Genomic DNA, 15,670 nt, shown 5'->3' with positions numbered 1-15,670 from the left:
TTGTGCAAATAGGAATTTATGGTTCTGGTTCAGCAGAGACTGCAGCAAAGACAATAAAGAAAATACTTGATGATTCTGGGATAAAGTCATTTTCTATTACAAAATCAAGGAGTAGGCTATGTGATTGTATTATTGTTTTAGGTGGTGATAAAGGAGTCAGAAATTATTTTCATAGGACCTTTGATTCTACATCTCCTGTACTTGGAATCAATGAGGGTGAAGCAAGTGGGTTTCTTGCTCAAATTGAATTAAGAGAATTTTCATCTTATGTTAACATTCTAAAAAAACAAAACTTTACTGTTGAAGAAGTACCGCGTCTTGGAGTGAAAATTGATGGAAAGAATGTTTATCCTGTTTTAAATGATGTAGCAGTTTTTTCTTCAAAAAGTGCAATGCTCATGGAACATACACTTAGAGTCAATGGTGAAGAAGTATGGCATGATAACAGTGATGGGATCATTGTATCTACTCCAATCGGCTCATCAGCATATTCAATGTCAGCTGGTGGCCCTGTCTTGTTTCAAGATGCTGCTGTATTTGAGATAATTTCAGTTAACTCTCTTGATGTTACAAGAAGACCAATTATAGTCTCAAATGAAAGTTCGATTGAAATTGATGATATTTCAGCTAGACTGCACTGTGAAGTAGTTTTAGATGGTTTAGATAGATACAAAGTCAACAAAACTGTGGAATGCAATCAGTTTTTCCCTCATGCTAAAATCATTCGTCTCAAAAAAGACTCTACTGCAATTTCTGCACTAGCAAAAAAAGTACATTTAGCTGAGGAGTTGCTTAGTATGCCTCCAAGCTCAAAATTACTCCTAAAAACGTTAGAGTATGAGGGTGCATTGACCCAAAAGGATCTATCAAATAAGACCCTGTTGCCAGATAGAACTGTTCGCCTTGCCTTGAGTCATTTATTAAAAAAAGGCTATGTCAAAAAGAAAGTCTCTATTAGAGATGCAAGACAAAAAATTTATGAAATATCAAAAATAGAATAATCATTCATCTTTTGAAAAAGATTTTGTGTGTGAAGGATCATTAAATGTTGCATCTTCAATTCGTTGTTTAATATTTTTTTTATAACACTCCATGGAACAAAATCCCTTAACTCCAATTTTAAATGACTTTTGACAAAGTTTACACTGTTCCACTGTTATCATTATTTGTGATTTTAATAAATAGATAAGATTTCTTCAATTTCCAACATATGGAAAATAGAAATACGTTGCCCATAGTCATATTTTTGGAGGCTGGATTTATCCATCAAATAGACTATGATAATATTTGAACTTTAAGGATCATATTTCTGATGTTGAAATTTTTACTCCATATGGTCTTAAAATCGATTTAATCCCATGTTAGTTTTTCTCAGATGAAGCTTTGATAAATGAGACAAATGATTCTTCAGGAAAACCTGGTCTACTATTAAATTCTGGATGGAATTGTACTCCTAGATAGAATTTGTGATTTGGAATCTCAAGTATTTCCATTCTTTTTTTATCATCACTATATGCTGAGAAAATCAATCCATTTTTCTCAAATTCTGGAATGTATTGTGTATTGATTTCATATCTGTGCCTATGTCTTTTGCTAATTGTGTCTCTATTGTAGATTTTTCTGGCATTGGAGTTTTCTTTGATCTTTATCTCATTTGCTCCTAATCGAAGTGAGCCTCCCATATCCGAGATATCTTTTTGTTCTGGAAGCAAGTCTACAATTGGATTTTTTGAATCTGGTTTAATTTCAGTTGAATTGGCATCATCTAGTTTCAAAACATTTCTTGCAAAAGCAATCGCTGCAAGTTGAAATCCAAAACATATTCCTAAATATGGTATGTTTTTCTCGCGAGCATAGTTTGCAGTTTGAATAATGCCTTCAGAACCCCTTGTTCCAAATCCTCCTGGTACAAGTATTCCGTCGTAATTTGATAAAATATTATAATCTGTTATTGATTCTGAATCTATCCAATCAATATCGATTGATTTTCCCAATTGTGCTCCTGCATGTTTTAGCGCATGATTCACACTAACATAACTGTCAGCAAGTGTAACATATTTTCCAACCATTGCAATTCTTACTTTTTGGTCTTCATGGTTAACCATGTTGCTTGCAATTTTATTCCATTTATCCCAATTAGCTGATGCATTAACCATCCCCACTTTACCAAATTTAGTAAAAATTGAATCCATAATTCCTTGATCATACAGAATTTGTGGTACTTCAAAAATTGATTTTGCATCATGACATGACAAAACATCTTTTGTAGTGACATTTGTAAACATTGCAATTTTCTTCTTTGTTTTTTCTTCTAATGGTAATGAGCATCTAACTGCTAAAAAGTCTGGCTGAATACCAATTCTTCTAAGTTCCTGAACACTGTGCTGGGTAGGTTTAGTCTTTTGCTCTCCCACTACATCTAAAGATGGTGCAAGTGTTACGTGAACAAAAATTACTTCTTGTGGGCCTTCTTCTACTCTCATCTGTCTTAGTGCCTCTAAGAAAGGCAGTGATTCAATATCTCCCACCGTTCCTCCACACTCTACTATTAGAAAATCTAATTTTTCATCTTCTGCAATTTTTTTGATTCTATTTTTAATCTCATCAGTAACATGTGGGATGATTTGTACACACGCTCCTAAATACTCCCCTTTTCTTTCAGCTTCGATAACGGATGAATAAACTTGTGCAGTTGTAATATTATGTGACTTGGGAATATTTTGGTTTAGAAATCTCTCATAATTTCCAATATCCATATCACACTCGCCTCCGTCTTCAGTAACAAAGACTTCTCCATGTGCAACTGGATTCATTGTTCCTGCATCATAGTTTAGATATGGGTCAATCTTTATGCATGAGACTTTTTGATCAGCTAGTTGGAGTAGTTTTGCAATTGATGATGTTGTAACCCCTTTTCCAAGGCCAGACATCACACCACCTGTGACAAAAATGAACTTCGTCTGCACATTTATGAAACGAGTATCTGGTTTTTGTATGTTTTGTCGATCATAATTGATTGAAATAGAAGATGTTGTTTTATCCTCTTATGGGTTCAGGGTTTTTTGTTTTACCGCTTTTAGCAATTTTGATTATTAGTTCTATCTCGTTTGTTTTTGCAGAAAACATTCATACCATCATTATGCCTTCTGGAGCGTCAGATCCTGATGCCCCCTATTTTTGGTCTGAAAAAACTACCGGAATTACAACGGGGGAGATAACTGTATATCCTGATGATACAGTATTATGGGAAAATGCAGATACTGCATTTCACACAATTACATCTGTTACCCAATCTGGTGAAGTGGATGGAAAGTTTGATAGTGGCTTTATTAATGCAGGAGATTCTTACAGTAGACAGTTTTTTGAAATTGGAAATTTTTACTATTTCTGTAGTATTCACCCATGGATGAATGGTGTTGTTCATGTAGTAAAGAATCCTGGGAGTGTCAAATCAATACATAATATTGGTTCTGGATTAAGTGACGATGGTTTAGGATTTACAGTAAAATATGTCTTAGATGCCAATCTTCAAAATGCTGTTGTGATTAATTCTCACGATAAAACTTTGACATTTAAAATATCTGGTGAAACAGAAAATGAACAAATCACCTTGATTTTACCTCCAAAACTAATTGATAATCCTACATCTGTATGGGTTGATGGCTTGATGACTGATTTTGAAACTGAAATTACATCTACTGGAACAAAACTAATCATTCCAATATCTCAACATTCAAAAGAAATTAAAATTATGGGAACTCATGTTATTCCTGAATTTGGATTTTTGGCAATGGGAATTTTAACTGTGGGATTGATTACAACATTATTTTTTACTCGCTCAAAAATCACTTTAAATTAAAAACCAACGATCTTTAAACCTGTGAAAAAATTTTAGATTAGTTGGACATTTTTTTAGTATTTTATCCGAGATTTTTTTATTTTGGTTAAGGTGTTGTATTGTGAGAACATCTAGTCTGGTGGTCATAACTGAAATCGAGTTTCCCCTCTATCCAAGTCTGAAAACTTGACCACCTCTCTAAGACGGTTCTTATTTTAGAATTGTTTCTTTTTTGAGACTTCTTGTAAATGCCGTAATCTTTGCTTCTAATCTGTTAGGTTCTGTCTTTTCAATTATTTTTAGAAATGCACTACCTACTATTACTGCATCTGCTCCTGCTTTGATGTATGTTTTTACATCTTCTGGAGTTGAAATACCAAAGCCTATCCCTACTGGTATTTTTTCCTTCGTTAATTTTTTTACTTCTTTAATGGCGTTTAATGAGTATTGTTTTATTCCTGCCTTGATTCCAGTTGTTCCAAATACTGATACTAGATACAAAAACCCAGTGGATGCTTTAGCAATTCTTTGAATTCTATTTTTACTTGTGTTGGGTGAAATTAAAAATATTGTATCTGCTTTATTTTTTGCAGCTTGTAAATATTCTTTTGACTCTTCTATTGACATATCTGGTAGAATAAATCCGTCAATTCCTGCTTTTTTGGCATCTGCGATGAATTTTGAATACCCTCTATGATACAAAATATTTGTGTATGTCATCAACACTAATGGAATATCTGTTTCTTTTCTGATTTTTTTAACTATGTTGAAAAATTTGTTAATCTTTGTTCCTTTACTCAACGATATGGTGCTTGCATTTTGAATTGTGGGTCCATCTGCTAATGGGTCTGAAAATGGAAATCCTAATTCAATAATATCTACTCCGCCCTTTACCAAACCTCTTACTGCTGATAAAGTAACACTGTCATTTGGATATCCTACCATTATGTATGCAATCAATGCTTTTTGATTTTTTGCAGCAACTTCTGCAAATTTCTCTTTAATCTTTGACATGTTTATTCAAATAATTTTGCACTTCTTCGACATCTTTGTCTCCTCTACCAGAAAGTGTTACTACAATTGATTCTGACTTCTTGCCTTTTCTAGCAACCTTGATTGCTTCAGCAATTGCATGAGCTGATTCTAGTGCTGGAATGATTCCCTCTGTTCTAGTTAGCATCAAAAATGCATCAATTACTTCTGTATCTGTTGCAGAACGATATTTTACTCGTTTAGTATCCTTATAGTAAGAATGTTCAGGACCTACACCTGGATAATCAAGCCCTGCTGAAATACTATGTGTTTCAGTAACTTGACCCTCTTTGTCTTGAAGTAAATATGTCATCATTCCATGTAAAACTCCTTTACTTCCTGCTGATAATGTAGCAGAGTGCATCTTTGTTTTTAATCCATGACCTGCAGCTTCTACTCCAATAATCTCTGCATTTGAATCTACAAGTGGATAAAAGGTTCCAATTGCATTGGAGCCTCCTCCAACACATGCAATGACAGAATCAGGTGTTTTGTTGTTGATTTTTTTCATCTGTAATTTTATCTCGTTTCCTATCACACTTTGAAAATCCCTAACCATTACAGGATATGGATGTGGTCCTACTGCGGATCCTAGAAGATAATATGTTGTCTCTACATTTGTAATCCAGTCTCTGATTGCTTCATTAATTGCATCCTTGAGTGTTTGTGAGCCTGATTTTACTGGGTGTACTTTTGAACCTAACAGATTCATGCGAAATACATTGAGTTTTTGTCTTATCGTATCTTTGTATCCCATGTATACTTCTGCTTTCATTCCTAACGCAGCACAAGCCATAGCTGTAGCAACCCCATGTTGTCCTGCTCCTGTTTCTGCAATGATTCTTTTTTTATTCATTTTTTTTGCAAGAATTGCTTGTCCTAAAGTATTGTTAATTTTGTGTGCTCCTCCGTGCAAGAGATCTTCTCTTTTAAGATAGATTTTTGCCCCTCCTAATTTTTCAGACAAATTTTTTGCATAGTATAATGGAGTTGGACGTCCTGCATACACTTTAAGATAATAATCTAATTCTTTTTTGAAATTTTTATCGTTTTTATATTTTAGATAATTTTCTTCTAATTCTTCTATTGCTGGAACTAGTGTTTCTGGAATATACTTTCCACCAAATTCACCAAATTTACCATTTTTTGGATATTTCAATATGCATTCACCAATCTTCTTACCTGTTCTTCAATGTTGTCACTTTTCATAATGCTTGAACCTATTAGAAATGCATCAGCACCGCACTTTTTTAGATATTGAATATCTTCCGGTGTCTCTATGCCACTCTCAGATAAAACAAGCCTTGATTTTCTCTCTCCTACCAAAATATTCTCAGTGGTTTGGAGATCTACCTCCAAAGTATCCAAATTTCTATTATTTATTCCAATTAAATCTGCATTCGTTTTTAATGCATTTTGAAATTCTTCTTTGGTATGAACTTCAAGTAAAATCTGTAAGCCTTGTTTGTGACCGTAATCTATGAATTCATCAATTTCATTGAGAAATCCTTTGTCGTACAAAGATTGAATTACCAAAATAAAATCCGCCCCTATCTTTTTTGCTGCATCAATTTGGATTTTATCTATCATGATGTCTTTCATTAGAAGGGGTACATCTACTGCTTGTCTGACTTTCATGAAATATTCTGGAGATCCATTAAAGAGATGAGGCTGAGTAAGAATTGAGAGTGCTTTTGAGCCTCCAGAAATCATTTGGTTTGCAATGCTAACTGGATCAGTCAGTGTTCTGATTTTTCCTAAAGAAGGTGAGGCAAACTTTACTTCTGTTAGTAGGGTAGCATGGGGGTTTGTCTTTATTATATGAATAAAATCTTTGTTTGATTTTTGTAAATCTGAATCAACATCATACACTCCATCATCAATTGCCATCTGAGAATTATTGACTAACTTTCGTAGAATATTTTCAGCCATCTTTTATCTCCTTTAACTTAGAAAAATTTCCTGTATCCTTGACAAATCTTTCTAATAATGACATTGCCTTTCCATCTTTTATTGTTTTTAGAGCTAATTCAATTGCCTCTTCAAAATTCTTACAAATATTTGATACAATCAATCCTCCTGCTGCATTAAGTGCAGTTGTTTCTGTCATTGCCTGATTTGATGTGTTATTTAATACGGACACAAATGATTTGATAGCATCGTCTTTAGTTTTTATTTGAATATCAGATAGATTTGATTTATGTAATCCTAATACTTCAGGATCAATTGTATTCATTAATGTTTTTTCATTTCTTAAAATACACACTCTGTTTGTTGCACTAGTAGAAAATTCATCCATTCCGTCATCTGAACGAACAGTCATTATGTTTTCAGCTCCTTTTCTTTTGAGAAGTAGTGGAAGTCTATCTAGATATTCAATTGAAAATACACCTACTAGTTGATTCTTAACATTTGCAGGATTTGAAAGTGGTCCAAGAAGATTAAATGCTGTTCTTTTCCCAATTTGTTTTCTAGCCGATGACACAAATCTCATTGCAGGATGAAATTTTTGGGCAAACATAAAACAGATGTTGTGTCTTTGTAAAATCTCTGAAATTTCTAAAGGTTCTAAATTCAAGTCATATCCAAAATATTCAAAAATATCTGCACTGCCTGATACTCCCGAACTTGATCGGTTTCCATGTTTTGCCACTATTCCACCAGCTGCTGCTACTACAAATGATGCTGTAGTGGATATGTTGAAAGTTTGGAGTTTATCTCCTCCTGTTCCACACATATCAATTACTGTTCCTTCATTTTTAGGCTCAATTTTTAGTGAAAATTCCTGCATTTTATCTAGCATGGCTAAAAGTTCATCATCTGTCTCTCCTTTTGATGCAAGATTTGATAGAAAATCCACATTTTCTGAATCTGTGGTTTTTCCAGATAGAATGTCTGTCATTATCTGATTCGTCTCATCATAGGACAGATCTGTTTTTTGTTTCAATTTTTCAATAATATTTGAAATCATTTTTTCTCCTTTACTTGTTTTATAAAATTTTCCAGAATTTTTTTACCGTCTTCTGTCATTATTGATTCTGGATGAAATTGAACACCCTCGATGAGATACTCTTTATGTCTAATTCCCATGATCTCCCCATCATCTGATGCAGTAGCTGTTATTTCAAGAATATCTGGGATTATTGTTTTATCCCCAACTAGACTGTGGTATCTTGTTGCTCTAAATGGATTTTTTACATCTTTGAATAATTCTGAATTGGTATGTACTACTGAACTAGTTTTGCCATGTCTTACACAACCTGCATTAGTAACTTTGCCCCCAAATGCATTAATAATTCCTTGATGTCCTAGACACACTCCAAGTATTGGTGTATTTGGCCCTAATTCTTTGATTACATCTGAGCATATTCCAAAGTATTTTTTATCTTCAGGCGTACCTGGTCCTGGTGAAATAATTATTGCATCGTATTTTTTTCCAATAATCTTCTCTAATGTGATTTTGTTATTTCTTATAACATCACAATCAACTCCCAATTCTCCTAAATATTGTGCAATGTTATACACAAACGAATCATAATTGTCAATTACAAGAAATTTCAATTTGATGCCTCCTTTAATGCTTGAAGCATTGCTTCTGCTTTGTGTTCTGTTTCCTTAAACTCATTTTTGTCAATAGAGTCTGAAACAATTCCAGCACCTGATTGTACAAATCCCTTATTCTTTTCAATGAAAATACTTCTAATGGCAATAGCAAAATCACAACATCCATTATATGAAAAATATCCTACGGCCCCTGCATATGGTCCTCTAGCTTCAGTTTCTAACTCGTCAATTATTTCCATGGCTCTGACTTTTGGTGCCCCTGAGACAGTTCCTGCAGGAAAAACTGCTTTAAACGCATCAAACATGTCGTTTTTAGGATCTAGAGTGCCTGAAATGTGGCTTACAATGTGCTGAACATGACTGAATCTCTTAATTTCCATTAATGATTCTGGATGAACAGTTCCATATTTACAAACTCTACCAATATCATTTCTACCTAAATCCACTAACATTGTATGCTCTGCTAACTCCTTTTCATCCTGAATTAACTCTTCAGCTAGTCTGTTATTTTTATCCTCATCATCTGTAATTTTTCTTGTTCCTGCAATTGGAAATGTTTCAACTTTGTTATCTGTAATTCGAACCAACATTTCTGGTGATGCTCCAATAATTGTCTTTTCTCCTTGTTTTAAATGGTACATGTAAGGTGACGGATTAAGATGTCGTAGTGTTTTGTATAATGCAAGATTATCTCCATTAATGTCAAATGAAAACTTTCGTGACAATACTACTTGAAAAATATCTCCATCATGTATGTATTTTTTAGCTTTGTTTACAATCTCTGAATATTTTGACTCATCCATGTTTGGTTTTACATCACTAGCACTAAATTTCCCAAAACCCCCTTTCCCCATTTGAAGATCATCAAATCTATTTTTTTCATTATAAAAATAAAATAGTTTTTTGTGAACATTATCAAATAAAATTCCATCATCATAAATTCCAAATTCCATCAACTGTTGAGGTGCATTATGAGTATCTGGAATTTTTTCTACTATTCTTATTGCATCATAATTTACTACTCCTACTGCTCCTCCAAGATATCTATATGATGTGTCATTTGATTTACTGAGTAGTTTTTTTAATTCTGAAAATGGATCTGATGTGTCAATTGTTTTAGTTTGATTATTTTCTATGATCTCAACTTTATTTGAATATCCTTTTAGAATTATTTTAGGGTCAAATCCCATCACCGATGTTTCTGCTAGTACTTCAGGACCATTTAGTGATTCAAAGAGAAATGAGTGAGAATAATTTCTTGAAATTTTATTATAAATTTGAAATTGGTTTTCAGATAAATCTAGGGGTATTACTTTTGCTTGAATTTTTCCAAAGGTGTCCACCCATAGACAAAATTTTGGTGGTTTATTATTTAAATTGATGAGTAGGACTGCCTATCACATAATTTGTTTGGATTAATTGATTTTCTAGGCTCAATAAGGTTACGGTATAGTACGGTACCTTTATATCCTATTTGATCGTTATATAGAATCATGCAACGTGTAAGAAGCGCTATAATGCAAGATATGCAATTTGCTAAAAAATCTCATAATCTACAATCATCAGTATCAAATTTTGAGTGCTATGTTTGTGGAAAAGGAATAGAAGACGGTAAATGCATTACTGCAAAAACTCTTCCAAATGGAATAGTGCTATTTTGTGATGTTCATTATCCATTACAATAAATTCATTTACGATCAATTATTCCATTTAGGAACCTCTGTTTTGATCTGAATTCCACAATATTTATCAGAACTAGGTTTGTTGTATGATCATGGAACAATGCCCTCACTGTGATATTCAACTAGTAAGTTCTGGATTTCTTCATCGTCATGTTAGAACAATTCATTCGACTGAAAATTTGATCTCTGATTCAAGTTAGTAAAAATTCAATCCTAGAATCATCTGATAACTTTTTTTAGCTAAAAGTAATACTTTTTGATCCCTGTTTTTTAACAAAAACAGAGTTCTAGTTCGTTTATTGAGTCAGAGACATCTCGCGGTGTTAGCTGGGGGCCAAAAGCTCACATAAACTAGTTAATGCATATTACAAAGTCTCCTAAGTAAAGGAGACTGCTTTTTTCTTCAGATTCAAAAATTAAAAAATTTATGAAAAATAAAAAATCTATTGATACTTGTCCATACATAAATGAATATTATCATGATAAATTATTTATTCTGTCCAAATTGGCTGTGTTTTAAGCCAGGCAATCAAACCTCGGTAAAGATTACTTTTTTGCATATTTAGAATTCCAATTTCAAGATTTGTTGAGGACTTTACAGTTTTTGTGTAATTGGGATAAATTGCAAATACAATCTTATCTAAATACATCTCATTTTGCATCTCTTTTTTTGCCAACTCTTCGGATTCGGTCATGGCAAAGCTTGCAAACAATACCCCATCTACCCAGTATGCATTAGCTGATTCTAATGAGGACATCATTCCAATTAGATCATCAAGATTTAGTTTGATCATATCTCTAACATAAATTCTATCATATGGTTTATGGGTAAATTCTGTCATGAAATTTGATTTTTGATGATACTAATGAAGATTTGCAAATTTTATAACTAGTTTTTCTAAACTTCTATTATGCCTAAAGATGATGAAATTCTTTCTGAAATTGAACTATTTGTTACAGAATTTCCAAAAAAGGGATTTGGTATAGTTGATTATCTGCAGGGTAGAGTTCATTTTGCTTTGCTTGATCAAATGAAACTAATGAGCAAATCCGGTATGACTCAAAATCAAATCAAAGAAATTATACTGAAAAATGTAACTGAGATAATTGATAATTTTGATCCACTTAAAGAATCAAAAAACTCTTGATTCCATTTTTGATGATTCTGCCATGATTATTTTGTGACATTTACAAAAGCAATTCACGTGAGGCATATCGTTATCTATTCTGTATTTGCATTCTTTTGTATGTTCCATCATAGACATATGTTCTATTCTTCTTGCTATCCCTAAAAAGAATATTCTTTTTTGTTTGGATATTTTTTTTGAAAATCTCATAAAACAAAAAAATGATTAGGTTTTTCCTAATCTTTACTTTGTTACTATGTTTTGGTTGGATCTCTACTCAATATGTTAAGAACATGTTCAACAATTTGTTTTTGTCCTCCTTGGTGAAGATCCATTCTTACTGAATCGGAGCCCATGCTAACAAAAATCAAATTCTTGTCTCCTAATGGAAAAGTTATTCTGGTGATTTTTTCAAATGCTGCTACTGCATACAATCCTTTTCCAATTTTTGGGGTTAGTTCTCTTCTTCCCTTCCATGCTGCAGCTGCTCTCTTAAGTGAAGAAGCAGTCTCATCTGGTGATAGATAGTTTGTTACCCCATCTCTATGACTTGTTGCAAGAATATTTCCCTCGATGTCTGTAATGATGCTGTGTCTAATATTGACGTCTGAATCCATGATTCTTTTTAAGAGATTTTCATAATCCATTCCATTTTATACGTCAAAATATTACTTAAGGGATTTTGATTTCTCCGAATCCATTTATACTTATTTTTGCTATTTTTGCTATGTATGAAGACAAATGCCCATTCTTTAAGTGGATTGATAAGATTTTAGGAAAAAACTCCGATTCTAATGACTACAAAAACACTCAACAATAACTAGGTAGAATCTATGACTCTTTTTGGCATTCTGTATAGTCTAAAATAATATCATTGAGCATTTTCAGAAGATCTTTATCCTTAAAATCAGACTCTTTTAACAAATCCCACGTTTTTTTAATTTGTTCTTTTAAAACAAATAATGTTCTTTTGTCATCACAATGCATGTTTTGAAAAATTTTACATCTCATTTATGCTTGTCTTAAGATTGTTTTCACTCACAATTCAAACTGCATTATGAATACATTTTAGACAATTTATTCCTCAGAAATGAGCCACGAAATTCCTATTACTTCTTCCCATGATACTTGGTTATCATTGTCTTGCATGATTAGATTTAATCAAATTTGTATTTAACCCAAATGAACGATTTATCAGTATCAATACTATGTATAATTTAGTAGTGATTCTTTAAATTTAATTCGTATTAGATGAACTACCCGACCATAAGTGATGATGATTCAAAAAATTTAAGATTTGAATCTCATCATTTTATTTCTCTAAATTTGCACTTTTTTCATAATAGTACTCTTGTTTTTTCAATTCTTTTTCAGTAATAATTCTGCATTTTCTCATTGGAACTAATCTTGAAATTTGTTCATATGTATTCATATCTCTGACATCTGCGGCAAATGCAATTTGTAGTAACGGGGATTTTTCTTCAATCATTGGTTTTGCTTGTTCATATCCGCCACTCTGACGCATACCAGTTCGAAACAAACCTACATGTGTCTCACTTTTAGATACTTGAGGATCTTGATAACAGCAAATAGCAAACTCATCATTTTCTTTCTCAATGATTGTTAAACGAGTAAATTTATCACTCCAATCCTCTATTTCTTTAGCAATGGCTATTGCTTCTTTTTTGTCCTCAAAAACTGTAGATACTACTAATCGATCCTTTTCATATGCCCATGAAATTCCATAAAAATTTCTGTGCCAAGTAATTTCAAATGACAATGAAAATTATGTGCAAAATATCAAATTAATGGTTTCGAATTTATGGTAAATTAATTTAGTAGGCATGTTCTTCTTTATGGCCAATAAATAACCTGCGTCTTAAATTATTTCTAGTGAAAAAACATCGTGCTGGAAGAGGAAAAAACACTATGTTGTTGAATTATTTATGATGAAATAAACCCATCTGTGACATTTTTATTAAAAAAATGGAATCTAGCAACTTTTGTTGCATTCACATTTTCTACTGATGAATATATTTTTAAATGCTTCAAATTTTGACTGATTAATTGATGGTTTTGTTTTACCTACAATTTTGAATACTTTTATTCCAGTCTCAGAGCTAGTTCCTTTTAGTGCCCATGTTCCATTTTTCATTAAATATGGTTGTGGGTTTTTCATTGACACTTTTTTTCGTGCTTTGATATCATATGCCTCTATTACTGACATTAATCATTATTTCCTCATATCTATTACAAATCCAAAGTTAATTTTTACATAGTTTTTAGTTTAAAAAAAATTTTTTTAAGCATGACGGATTTTTTTTATAATTTAATCTATAAATAAAATATGAAAAACTAATGAATTAATTGAAAAATTGCTCTAAGTTATTCTTTAAATTAGTATTATTTTGATGTTAATTTTAAACAAATGTTCACTACCTTTGACTTTGTTTTTTTATATCTTGAGCCTAATCAATAAATGACGCCTTCGTTTAGTGATCTAGGCATGCTATAAACGATCACTATTCCAAGACGTCAATTAGATTCTGTTTTTTAATAATGCTTCACTAGGTGTTTTTTCTTTATTTGATTTCCAATGCCAATTGTGTTGAGATTTCCAATGTTTCTCTAATTCTTCTATCGTTGGGTCATTTCCAAATGGTGTTCCGCACAATTTACATTGTTTCATCTTTTTCCTCACTTTTTTTCTTTTTTGATTTAATTAATGGATGACATTGTGCTGGTAAATTTTCATCTTCACTCATAATAACTCTACATCCATATCTCAACTTAAGAGTTTGCTAGTTTCAAATTTTAAAATACTACACAATGATCTCAGTTCTTTGATTTTTTCTTTTTGCTATCTCTAAATTTTTCTTTTTTTCGTTTTCTTTCCAAATCCATAATTTCATATATTTTTCCTGTCTCACAAAGCTTCATTTCTCCAGTTCTCTCATCATGAATTGATTCAAACAATCCAGAAGATAACAATTCTCCAATTATGTCCCAAGACTTACTTTCTGAAATTTCAAATTTCTGTGCCAAGGTAGAAGATCTGGTAAAAAAACCATTCCTTGAATTCCTCAATACAAATTTTTCAATTTTTTGTTCTATTGGCAATGAGGGTTCTTTTGTTTTAAAATTTCTGAATGGTTTTCTTTCTGACATTAAATTATTGATGATTTTCTTGTATTTTAGTTATCATTTTGAATTAATTGTATCTGGATCATTATTTCCTGGTAAGTACTTGTCCCCTAACAGTGATTTCATTTTTTGATCAAATTCTTCTTGTAGTCTTGTGAGATAAATTTCAGCTTCTGTTTCGTCATCTGGAATTCCAGTATCTATATCATAGTTGAAACCCGTTGCTAAATGATAAAATTCTTCGAAAAATTCTTTACAATCAATTACATCTGCTGTGTTATCTATAGATACTACAAGACAATCATGTTCAATTCTGAAATTTAGGCATATTTCCTCCTCTATCATAATATCTGCCATCACAGCCATCAGGTATGGTATGAATTTCTTATCTATTCTTCCTTGCCCTTTGTTTGCAATCCAACACTCATTTCCATCTTGAAAATTGTTAAAAGTTCTTACGACCACGTCTCTGATATCTGAATCTGGATATGCTAATTTTGATTTCCAAGATTCAACTCTAAACTTTTCTGGTTCCGTGTATGCTAAATCAAATCTTAAATTTTCATTAAGTTGTTCAAACTCCCAAATCTCTTTATTTGTCCACATTGGAGAGAACTTTTCTATTAATTTTCTAGTAGTATGATTCACAATATTTGATATTTCTCTATTGTTTAATTATATCTTGACTTAGTTGTTTATTCCTGATTTTAAGAAAGCAATTGTGCATTCAGCTAATTCCTTTGTTGTATGTTTTTTAAGATCGTGTTTACAGTTTGGGCATACCCCTAATTCTTCTGTATTTATTTCATCTCCAACTTGTTTCATACAACACTCCATCAATTCATATGTTGAATGAGATTCCATTGACAATCTACAAGTGGGGCATTCAGTCATTAATTAAACAATGTTTTAACAAATTGTATGTTAATAAATTATGATGGATTAAAACTAGTGTATGGATACAATAAAAAAATTTAAACAAAGATTACAGTGCATCTGTAAAAGCTATGTGGTTTTCGAATTTATTGATGATATTGAATGTGATTGGGGATCGCATATGGTGATTCAATGTCCTGATTGTGAAGAATTATTCTCTATAGATAAAAAATGTCCAGCATTTAATGATGTTGAAGAATTATCTAAAATTAATGACGGGTTATTTTCTAATCACGAGTTTTTTGATTATTTTAGTAATTCTCATCCGACCTAACTTGTGCCACAGATAAAGTTGGTAATTAATGTCGCCTTGCTTTGTGGCAATTACCAACATCCCAGCTAATCTA

General features: G+C 32.1%; 21 protein-coding genes. 5 read left to right on the top strand and 16 right to left on the bottom strand.

Features of this window, described 5'->3' with window-relative positions:
- The first annotated feature begins 2 nt into the window (after positions 1–2).
- Positions 3–1,001 carry an NAD(+)/NADH kinase gene (locus tag K5790_RS03430; RefSeq protein ID WP_297592405.1) on the top strand — a complete coding sequence of 333 codons (999 nt, stop codon included), beginning with the start codon at positions 3–5 and terminating at the stop codon, positions 999–1,001.
- A 360-nt stretch (positions 1,002–1,361) separates the two neighbouring features.
- On the opposite strand, the gene pyrG is transcribed toward K5790_RS03430, so the two are convergent.
- Positions 1,362–2,966 (bottom strand): glutamine hydrolyzing CTP synthase, encoded by a 1,605-nt coding sequence (gene pyrG / locus K5790_RS03425; RefSeq protein ID WP_297592404.1) that lies wholly within the window; start codon positions 2,964–2,966, stop codon positions 1,362–1,364.
- Between the two features lie 80 nt (positions 2,967–3,046).
- Between pyrG and K5790_RS03420 the strand changes: the two genes are divergently transcribed.
- Positions 3,047–3,859: a PEFG-CTERM sorting domain-containing protein gene (locus K5790_RS03420; RefSeq protein ID WP_297592403.1), complete on the top strand. Its 813-nt coding sequence runs from the start codon at positions 3,047–3,049 to the stop codon at positions 3,857–3,859.
- 189 nt (positions 3,860–4,048) lie between these two features.
- On the opposite strand, the gene trpA is transcribed toward K5790_RS03420, so the two are convergent.
- Genes trpA through K5790_RS03390 form a run of 6 tightly spaced genes read right to left on the bottom strand, consistent with a single transcriptional unit; the run spans position 4,049 to position 9,777 of the window.
- Positions 4,049–4,852 carry a tryptophan synthase subunit alpha gene (trpA, locus tag K5790_RS03415; RefSeq protein ID WP_297592402.1) on the bottom strand — a complete coding sequence of 268 codons (804 nt, stop codon included), beginning with the start codon at positions 4,850–4,852 and terminating at the stop codon, positions 4,049–4,051.
- Complete coding sequence (gene trpB, locus K5790_RS03410; RefSeq protein ID WP_297592401.1) at positions 4,839–6,029, bottom strand: tryptophan synthase subunit beta; 1,191 nt, start codon at positions 6,027–6,029, stop codon at positions 4,839–4,841. Before trpB ends, trpA begins: the two co-directional genes overlap by 14 nt.
- Positions 6,026–6,802, bottom strand: a complete 777-nt coding sequence (locus tag K5790_RS03405) for an indole-3-glycerol-phosphate synthase (protein ID WP_297592400.1) — start codon at positions 6,800–6,802, stop codon at positions 6,026–6,028. Before K5790_RS03405 ends, trpB begins: the two co-directional genes overlap by 4 nt.
- Positions 6,795–7,841, bottom strand: a complete 1,047-nt coding sequence (trpD, locus tag K5790_RS03400; protein WP_297592399.1) for an anthranilate phosphoribosyltransferase — start codon at positions 7,839–7,841, stop codon at positions 6,795–6,797. The genes K5790_RS03405 and trpD overlap by 8 nt, the downstream gene beginning before the upstream one ends.
- Positions 7,838–8,431 (bottom strand): aminodeoxychorismate/anthranilate synthase component II, encoded by a 594-nt coding sequence (locus tag K5790_RS03395; RefSeq protein ID WP_297592398.1) that lies wholly within the window; start codon positions 8,429–8,431, stop codon positions 7,838–7,840. Before K5790_RS03395 ends, trpD begins: the two co-directional genes overlap by 4 nt.
- Positions 8,428–9,777, bottom strand: coding sequence for an anthranilate synthase component I family protein (locus K5790_RS03390; protein WP_297592397.1), 1,350 nt, complete (start codon positions 9,775–9,777; stop codon positions 8,428–8,430). Before K5790_RS03390 ends, K5790_RS03395 begins: the two co-directional genes overlap by 4 nt.
- Before the next feature lie 150 nt (positions 9,778–9,927).
- Between K5790_RS03390 and K5790_RS03385 the strand changes: the two genes are divergently transcribed.
- A complete protein-coding gene (locus K5790_RS03385) occupies positions 9,928–10,119 on the top strand; it encodes a hypothetical protein (protein ID WP_297592396.1) in 192 nt (63 codons plus the stop codon).
- 488 nt (positions 10,120–10,607) lie between these two features.
- Here K5790_RS03385 and K5790_RS03380 read toward each other — a convergent pair whose 3' ends face one another.
- Positions 10,608–10,958 (bottom strand): hypothetical protein, encoded by a 351-nt coding sequence (locus K5790_RS03380; RefSeq protein WP_297592395.1) that lies wholly within the window; start codon positions 10,956–10,958, stop codon positions 10,608–10,610.
- A 69-nt stretch (positions 10,959–11,027) separates the two neighbouring features.
- On the opposite strand from K5790_RS03380, the gene K5790_RS03375 reads away from it, so the two are divergent.
- Positions 11,028–11,264 (top strand): hypothetical protein, encoded by a 237-nt coding sequence (locus K5790_RS03375; protein WP_297592394.1) that lies wholly within the window; start codon positions 11,028–11,030, stop codon positions 11,262–11,264.
- Positions 11,265–11,497: 233 nt separating this feature from the next.
- Here the strand turns inward: K5790_RS03375 and K5790_RS03370 are convergent, their stop codons facing one another.
- The 8 genes from K5790_RS03370 to K5790_RS03335 form a co-directional block, all read right to left on the bottom strand.
- A complete protein-coding gene (locus K5790_RS03370; RefSeq protein WP_297592393.1) occupies positions 11,498–11,890 on the bottom strand; it encodes a hypothetical protein in 393 nt (130 codons plus the stop codon).
- Positions 11,891–12,074: 184 nt separating this feature from the next.
- Positions 12,075–12,230, bottom strand: coding sequence for a hypothetical protein (locus K5790_RS03365; protein WP_297592392.1), 156 nt, complete (start codon positions 12,228–12,230; stop codon positions 12,075–12,077).
- Between the two features lie 325 nt (positions 12,231–12,555).
- Positions 12,556–13,023, bottom strand: a complete 468-nt coding sequence (locus tag K5790_RS03360; RefSeq protein WP_297592391.1) for a hypothetical protein — start codon at positions 13,021–13,023, stop codon at positions 12,556–12,558.
- Positions 13,024–13,236: 213 nt separating this feature from the next.
- Positions 13,237–13,470: a hypothetical protein gene (locus tag K5790_RS03355; RefSeq protein WP_297592390.1), complete on the bottom strand. Its 234-nt coding sequence runs from the start codon at positions 13,468–13,470 to the stop codon at positions 13,237–13,239.
- Between the two features lie 312 nt (positions 13,471–13,782).
- On the bottom strand, positions 13,783–13,932 hold the full coding sequence (locus K5790_RS03350; RefSeq protein WP_297592389.1) for a hypothetical protein: 150 nt from the start codon (positions 13,930–13,932) through the stop codon (positions 13,783–13,785).
- A gap of 146 nt (positions 13,933–14,078) precedes the next feature.
- Complete coding sequence (locus K5790_RS03345; RefSeq protein ID WP_297592388.1) at positions 14,079–14,411, bottom strand: hypothetical protein; 333 nt, start codon at positions 14,409–14,411, stop codon at positions 14,079–14,081.
- 33 nt (positions 14,412–14,444) lie between these two features.
- A complete protein-coding gene (locus tag K5790_RS03340; protein WP_297592387.1) occupies positions 14,445–15,035 on the bottom strand; it encodes a hypothetical protein in 591 nt (196 codons plus the stop codon).
- A 39-nt stretch (positions 15,036–15,074) separates the two neighbouring features.
- Positions 15,075–15,212: a hypothetical protein gene (locus K5790_RS03335; RefSeq protein WP_297592386.1), complete on the bottom strand. Its 138-nt coding sequence runs from the start codon at positions 15,210–15,212 to the stop codon at positions 15,075–15,077.
- Positions 15,213–15,342: 130 nt separating this feature from the next.
- On the opposite strand from K5790_RS03335, the gene K5790_RS03330 reads away from it, so the two are divergent.
- Complete coding sequence (locus K5790_RS03330) at positions 15,343–15,597, top strand: hypothetical protein (protein ID WP_297592385.1); 255 nt, start codon at positions 15,343–15,345, stop codon at positions 15,595–15,597.
- Positions 15,598–15,670: the final 73 nt, after the last annotated feature.

Source organism: Nitrosopumilus sp., from assembly GCF_025698945.1.
Lineage (GTDB): Archaea > Thermoproteota > Nitrososphaeria > Nitrososphaerales > Nitrosopumilaceae > Nitrosopumilus.
This window is presented reverse-complemented; position numbering and strand designations above follow the sequence as displayed.

What these genes read in the sequence shown, in the direction of transcription:
- K5790_RS03345 (WP_297592388.1), bottom strand. Translation starts at nt 14,411, where the DNA reads ATGTCAGAAAGAAAACCATTCAGAAATTTTAAAACAAAAGAACCCTCA.
- K5790_RS03370 (WP_297592393.1), bottom strand. Translation starts at nt 11,890, where the DNA reads ATGGATTATGAAAATCTCTTAAAAAGAATCATGGATTCAGACGTCAAT.
- K5790_RS03405 (WP_297592400.1), bottom strand. Translation starts at nt 6,802, where the DNA reads ATGGCTGAAAATATTCTACGAAAGTTAGTCAATAATTCTCAGATGGCA.
- K5790_RS03420 (WP_297592403.1), top strand. Translation starts at nt 3,047, where the DNA reads ATGGGTTCAGGGTTTTTTGTTTTACCGCTTTTAGCAATTTTGATTATT.
- K5790_RS03355 (WP_297592390.1), bottom strand. Translation starts at nt 13,470, where the DNA reads ATGTCAGTAATAGAGGCATATGATATCAAAGCACGAAAAAAAGTGTCA.
- K5790_RS03365 (WP_297592392.1), bottom strand. Translation starts at nt 12,230, where the DNA reads ATGCATTGTGATGACAAAAGAACATTATTTGTTTTAAAAGAACAAATT.
- K5790_RS03350 (WP_297592389.1), bottom strand. Translation starts at nt 13,932, where the DNA reads ATGAAACAATGTAAATTGTGCGGAACACCATTTGGAAATGACCCAACG.
- K5790_RS03380 (WP_297592395.1), bottom strand. Translation starts at nt 10,958, where the DNA reads ATGACAGAATTTACCCATAAACCATATGATAGAATTTATGTTAGAGAT.
- K5790_RS03385 (WP_297592396.1), top strand. Translation starts at nt 9,928, where the DNA reads ATGCAACGTGTAAGAAGCGCTATAATGCAAGATATGCAATTTGCTAAA.
- K5790_RS03335 (WP_297592386.1), bottom strand. Translation starts at nt 15,212, where the DNA reads ATGAAACAAGTTGGAGATGAAATAAATACAGAAGAATTAGGGGTATGC.
- trpD (WP_297592399.1), bottom strand. Translation starts at nt 7,841, where the DNA reads ATGATTTCAAATATTATTGAAAAATTGAAACAAAAAACAGATCTGTCC.
- K5790_RS03375 (WP_297592394.1), top strand. Translation starts at nt 11,028, where the DNA reads ATGCCTAAAGATGATGAAATTCTTTCTGAAATTGAACTATTTGTTACA.
- K5790_RS03330 (WP_297592385.1), top strand. Translation starts at nt 15,343, where the DNA reads ATGGATACAATAAAAAAATTTAAACAAAGATTACAGTGCATCTGTAAA.
- trpA (WP_297592402.1), bottom strand. Translation starts at nt 4,852, where the DNA reads ATGTCAAAGATTAAAGAGAAATTTGCAGAAGTTGCTGCAAAAAATCAA.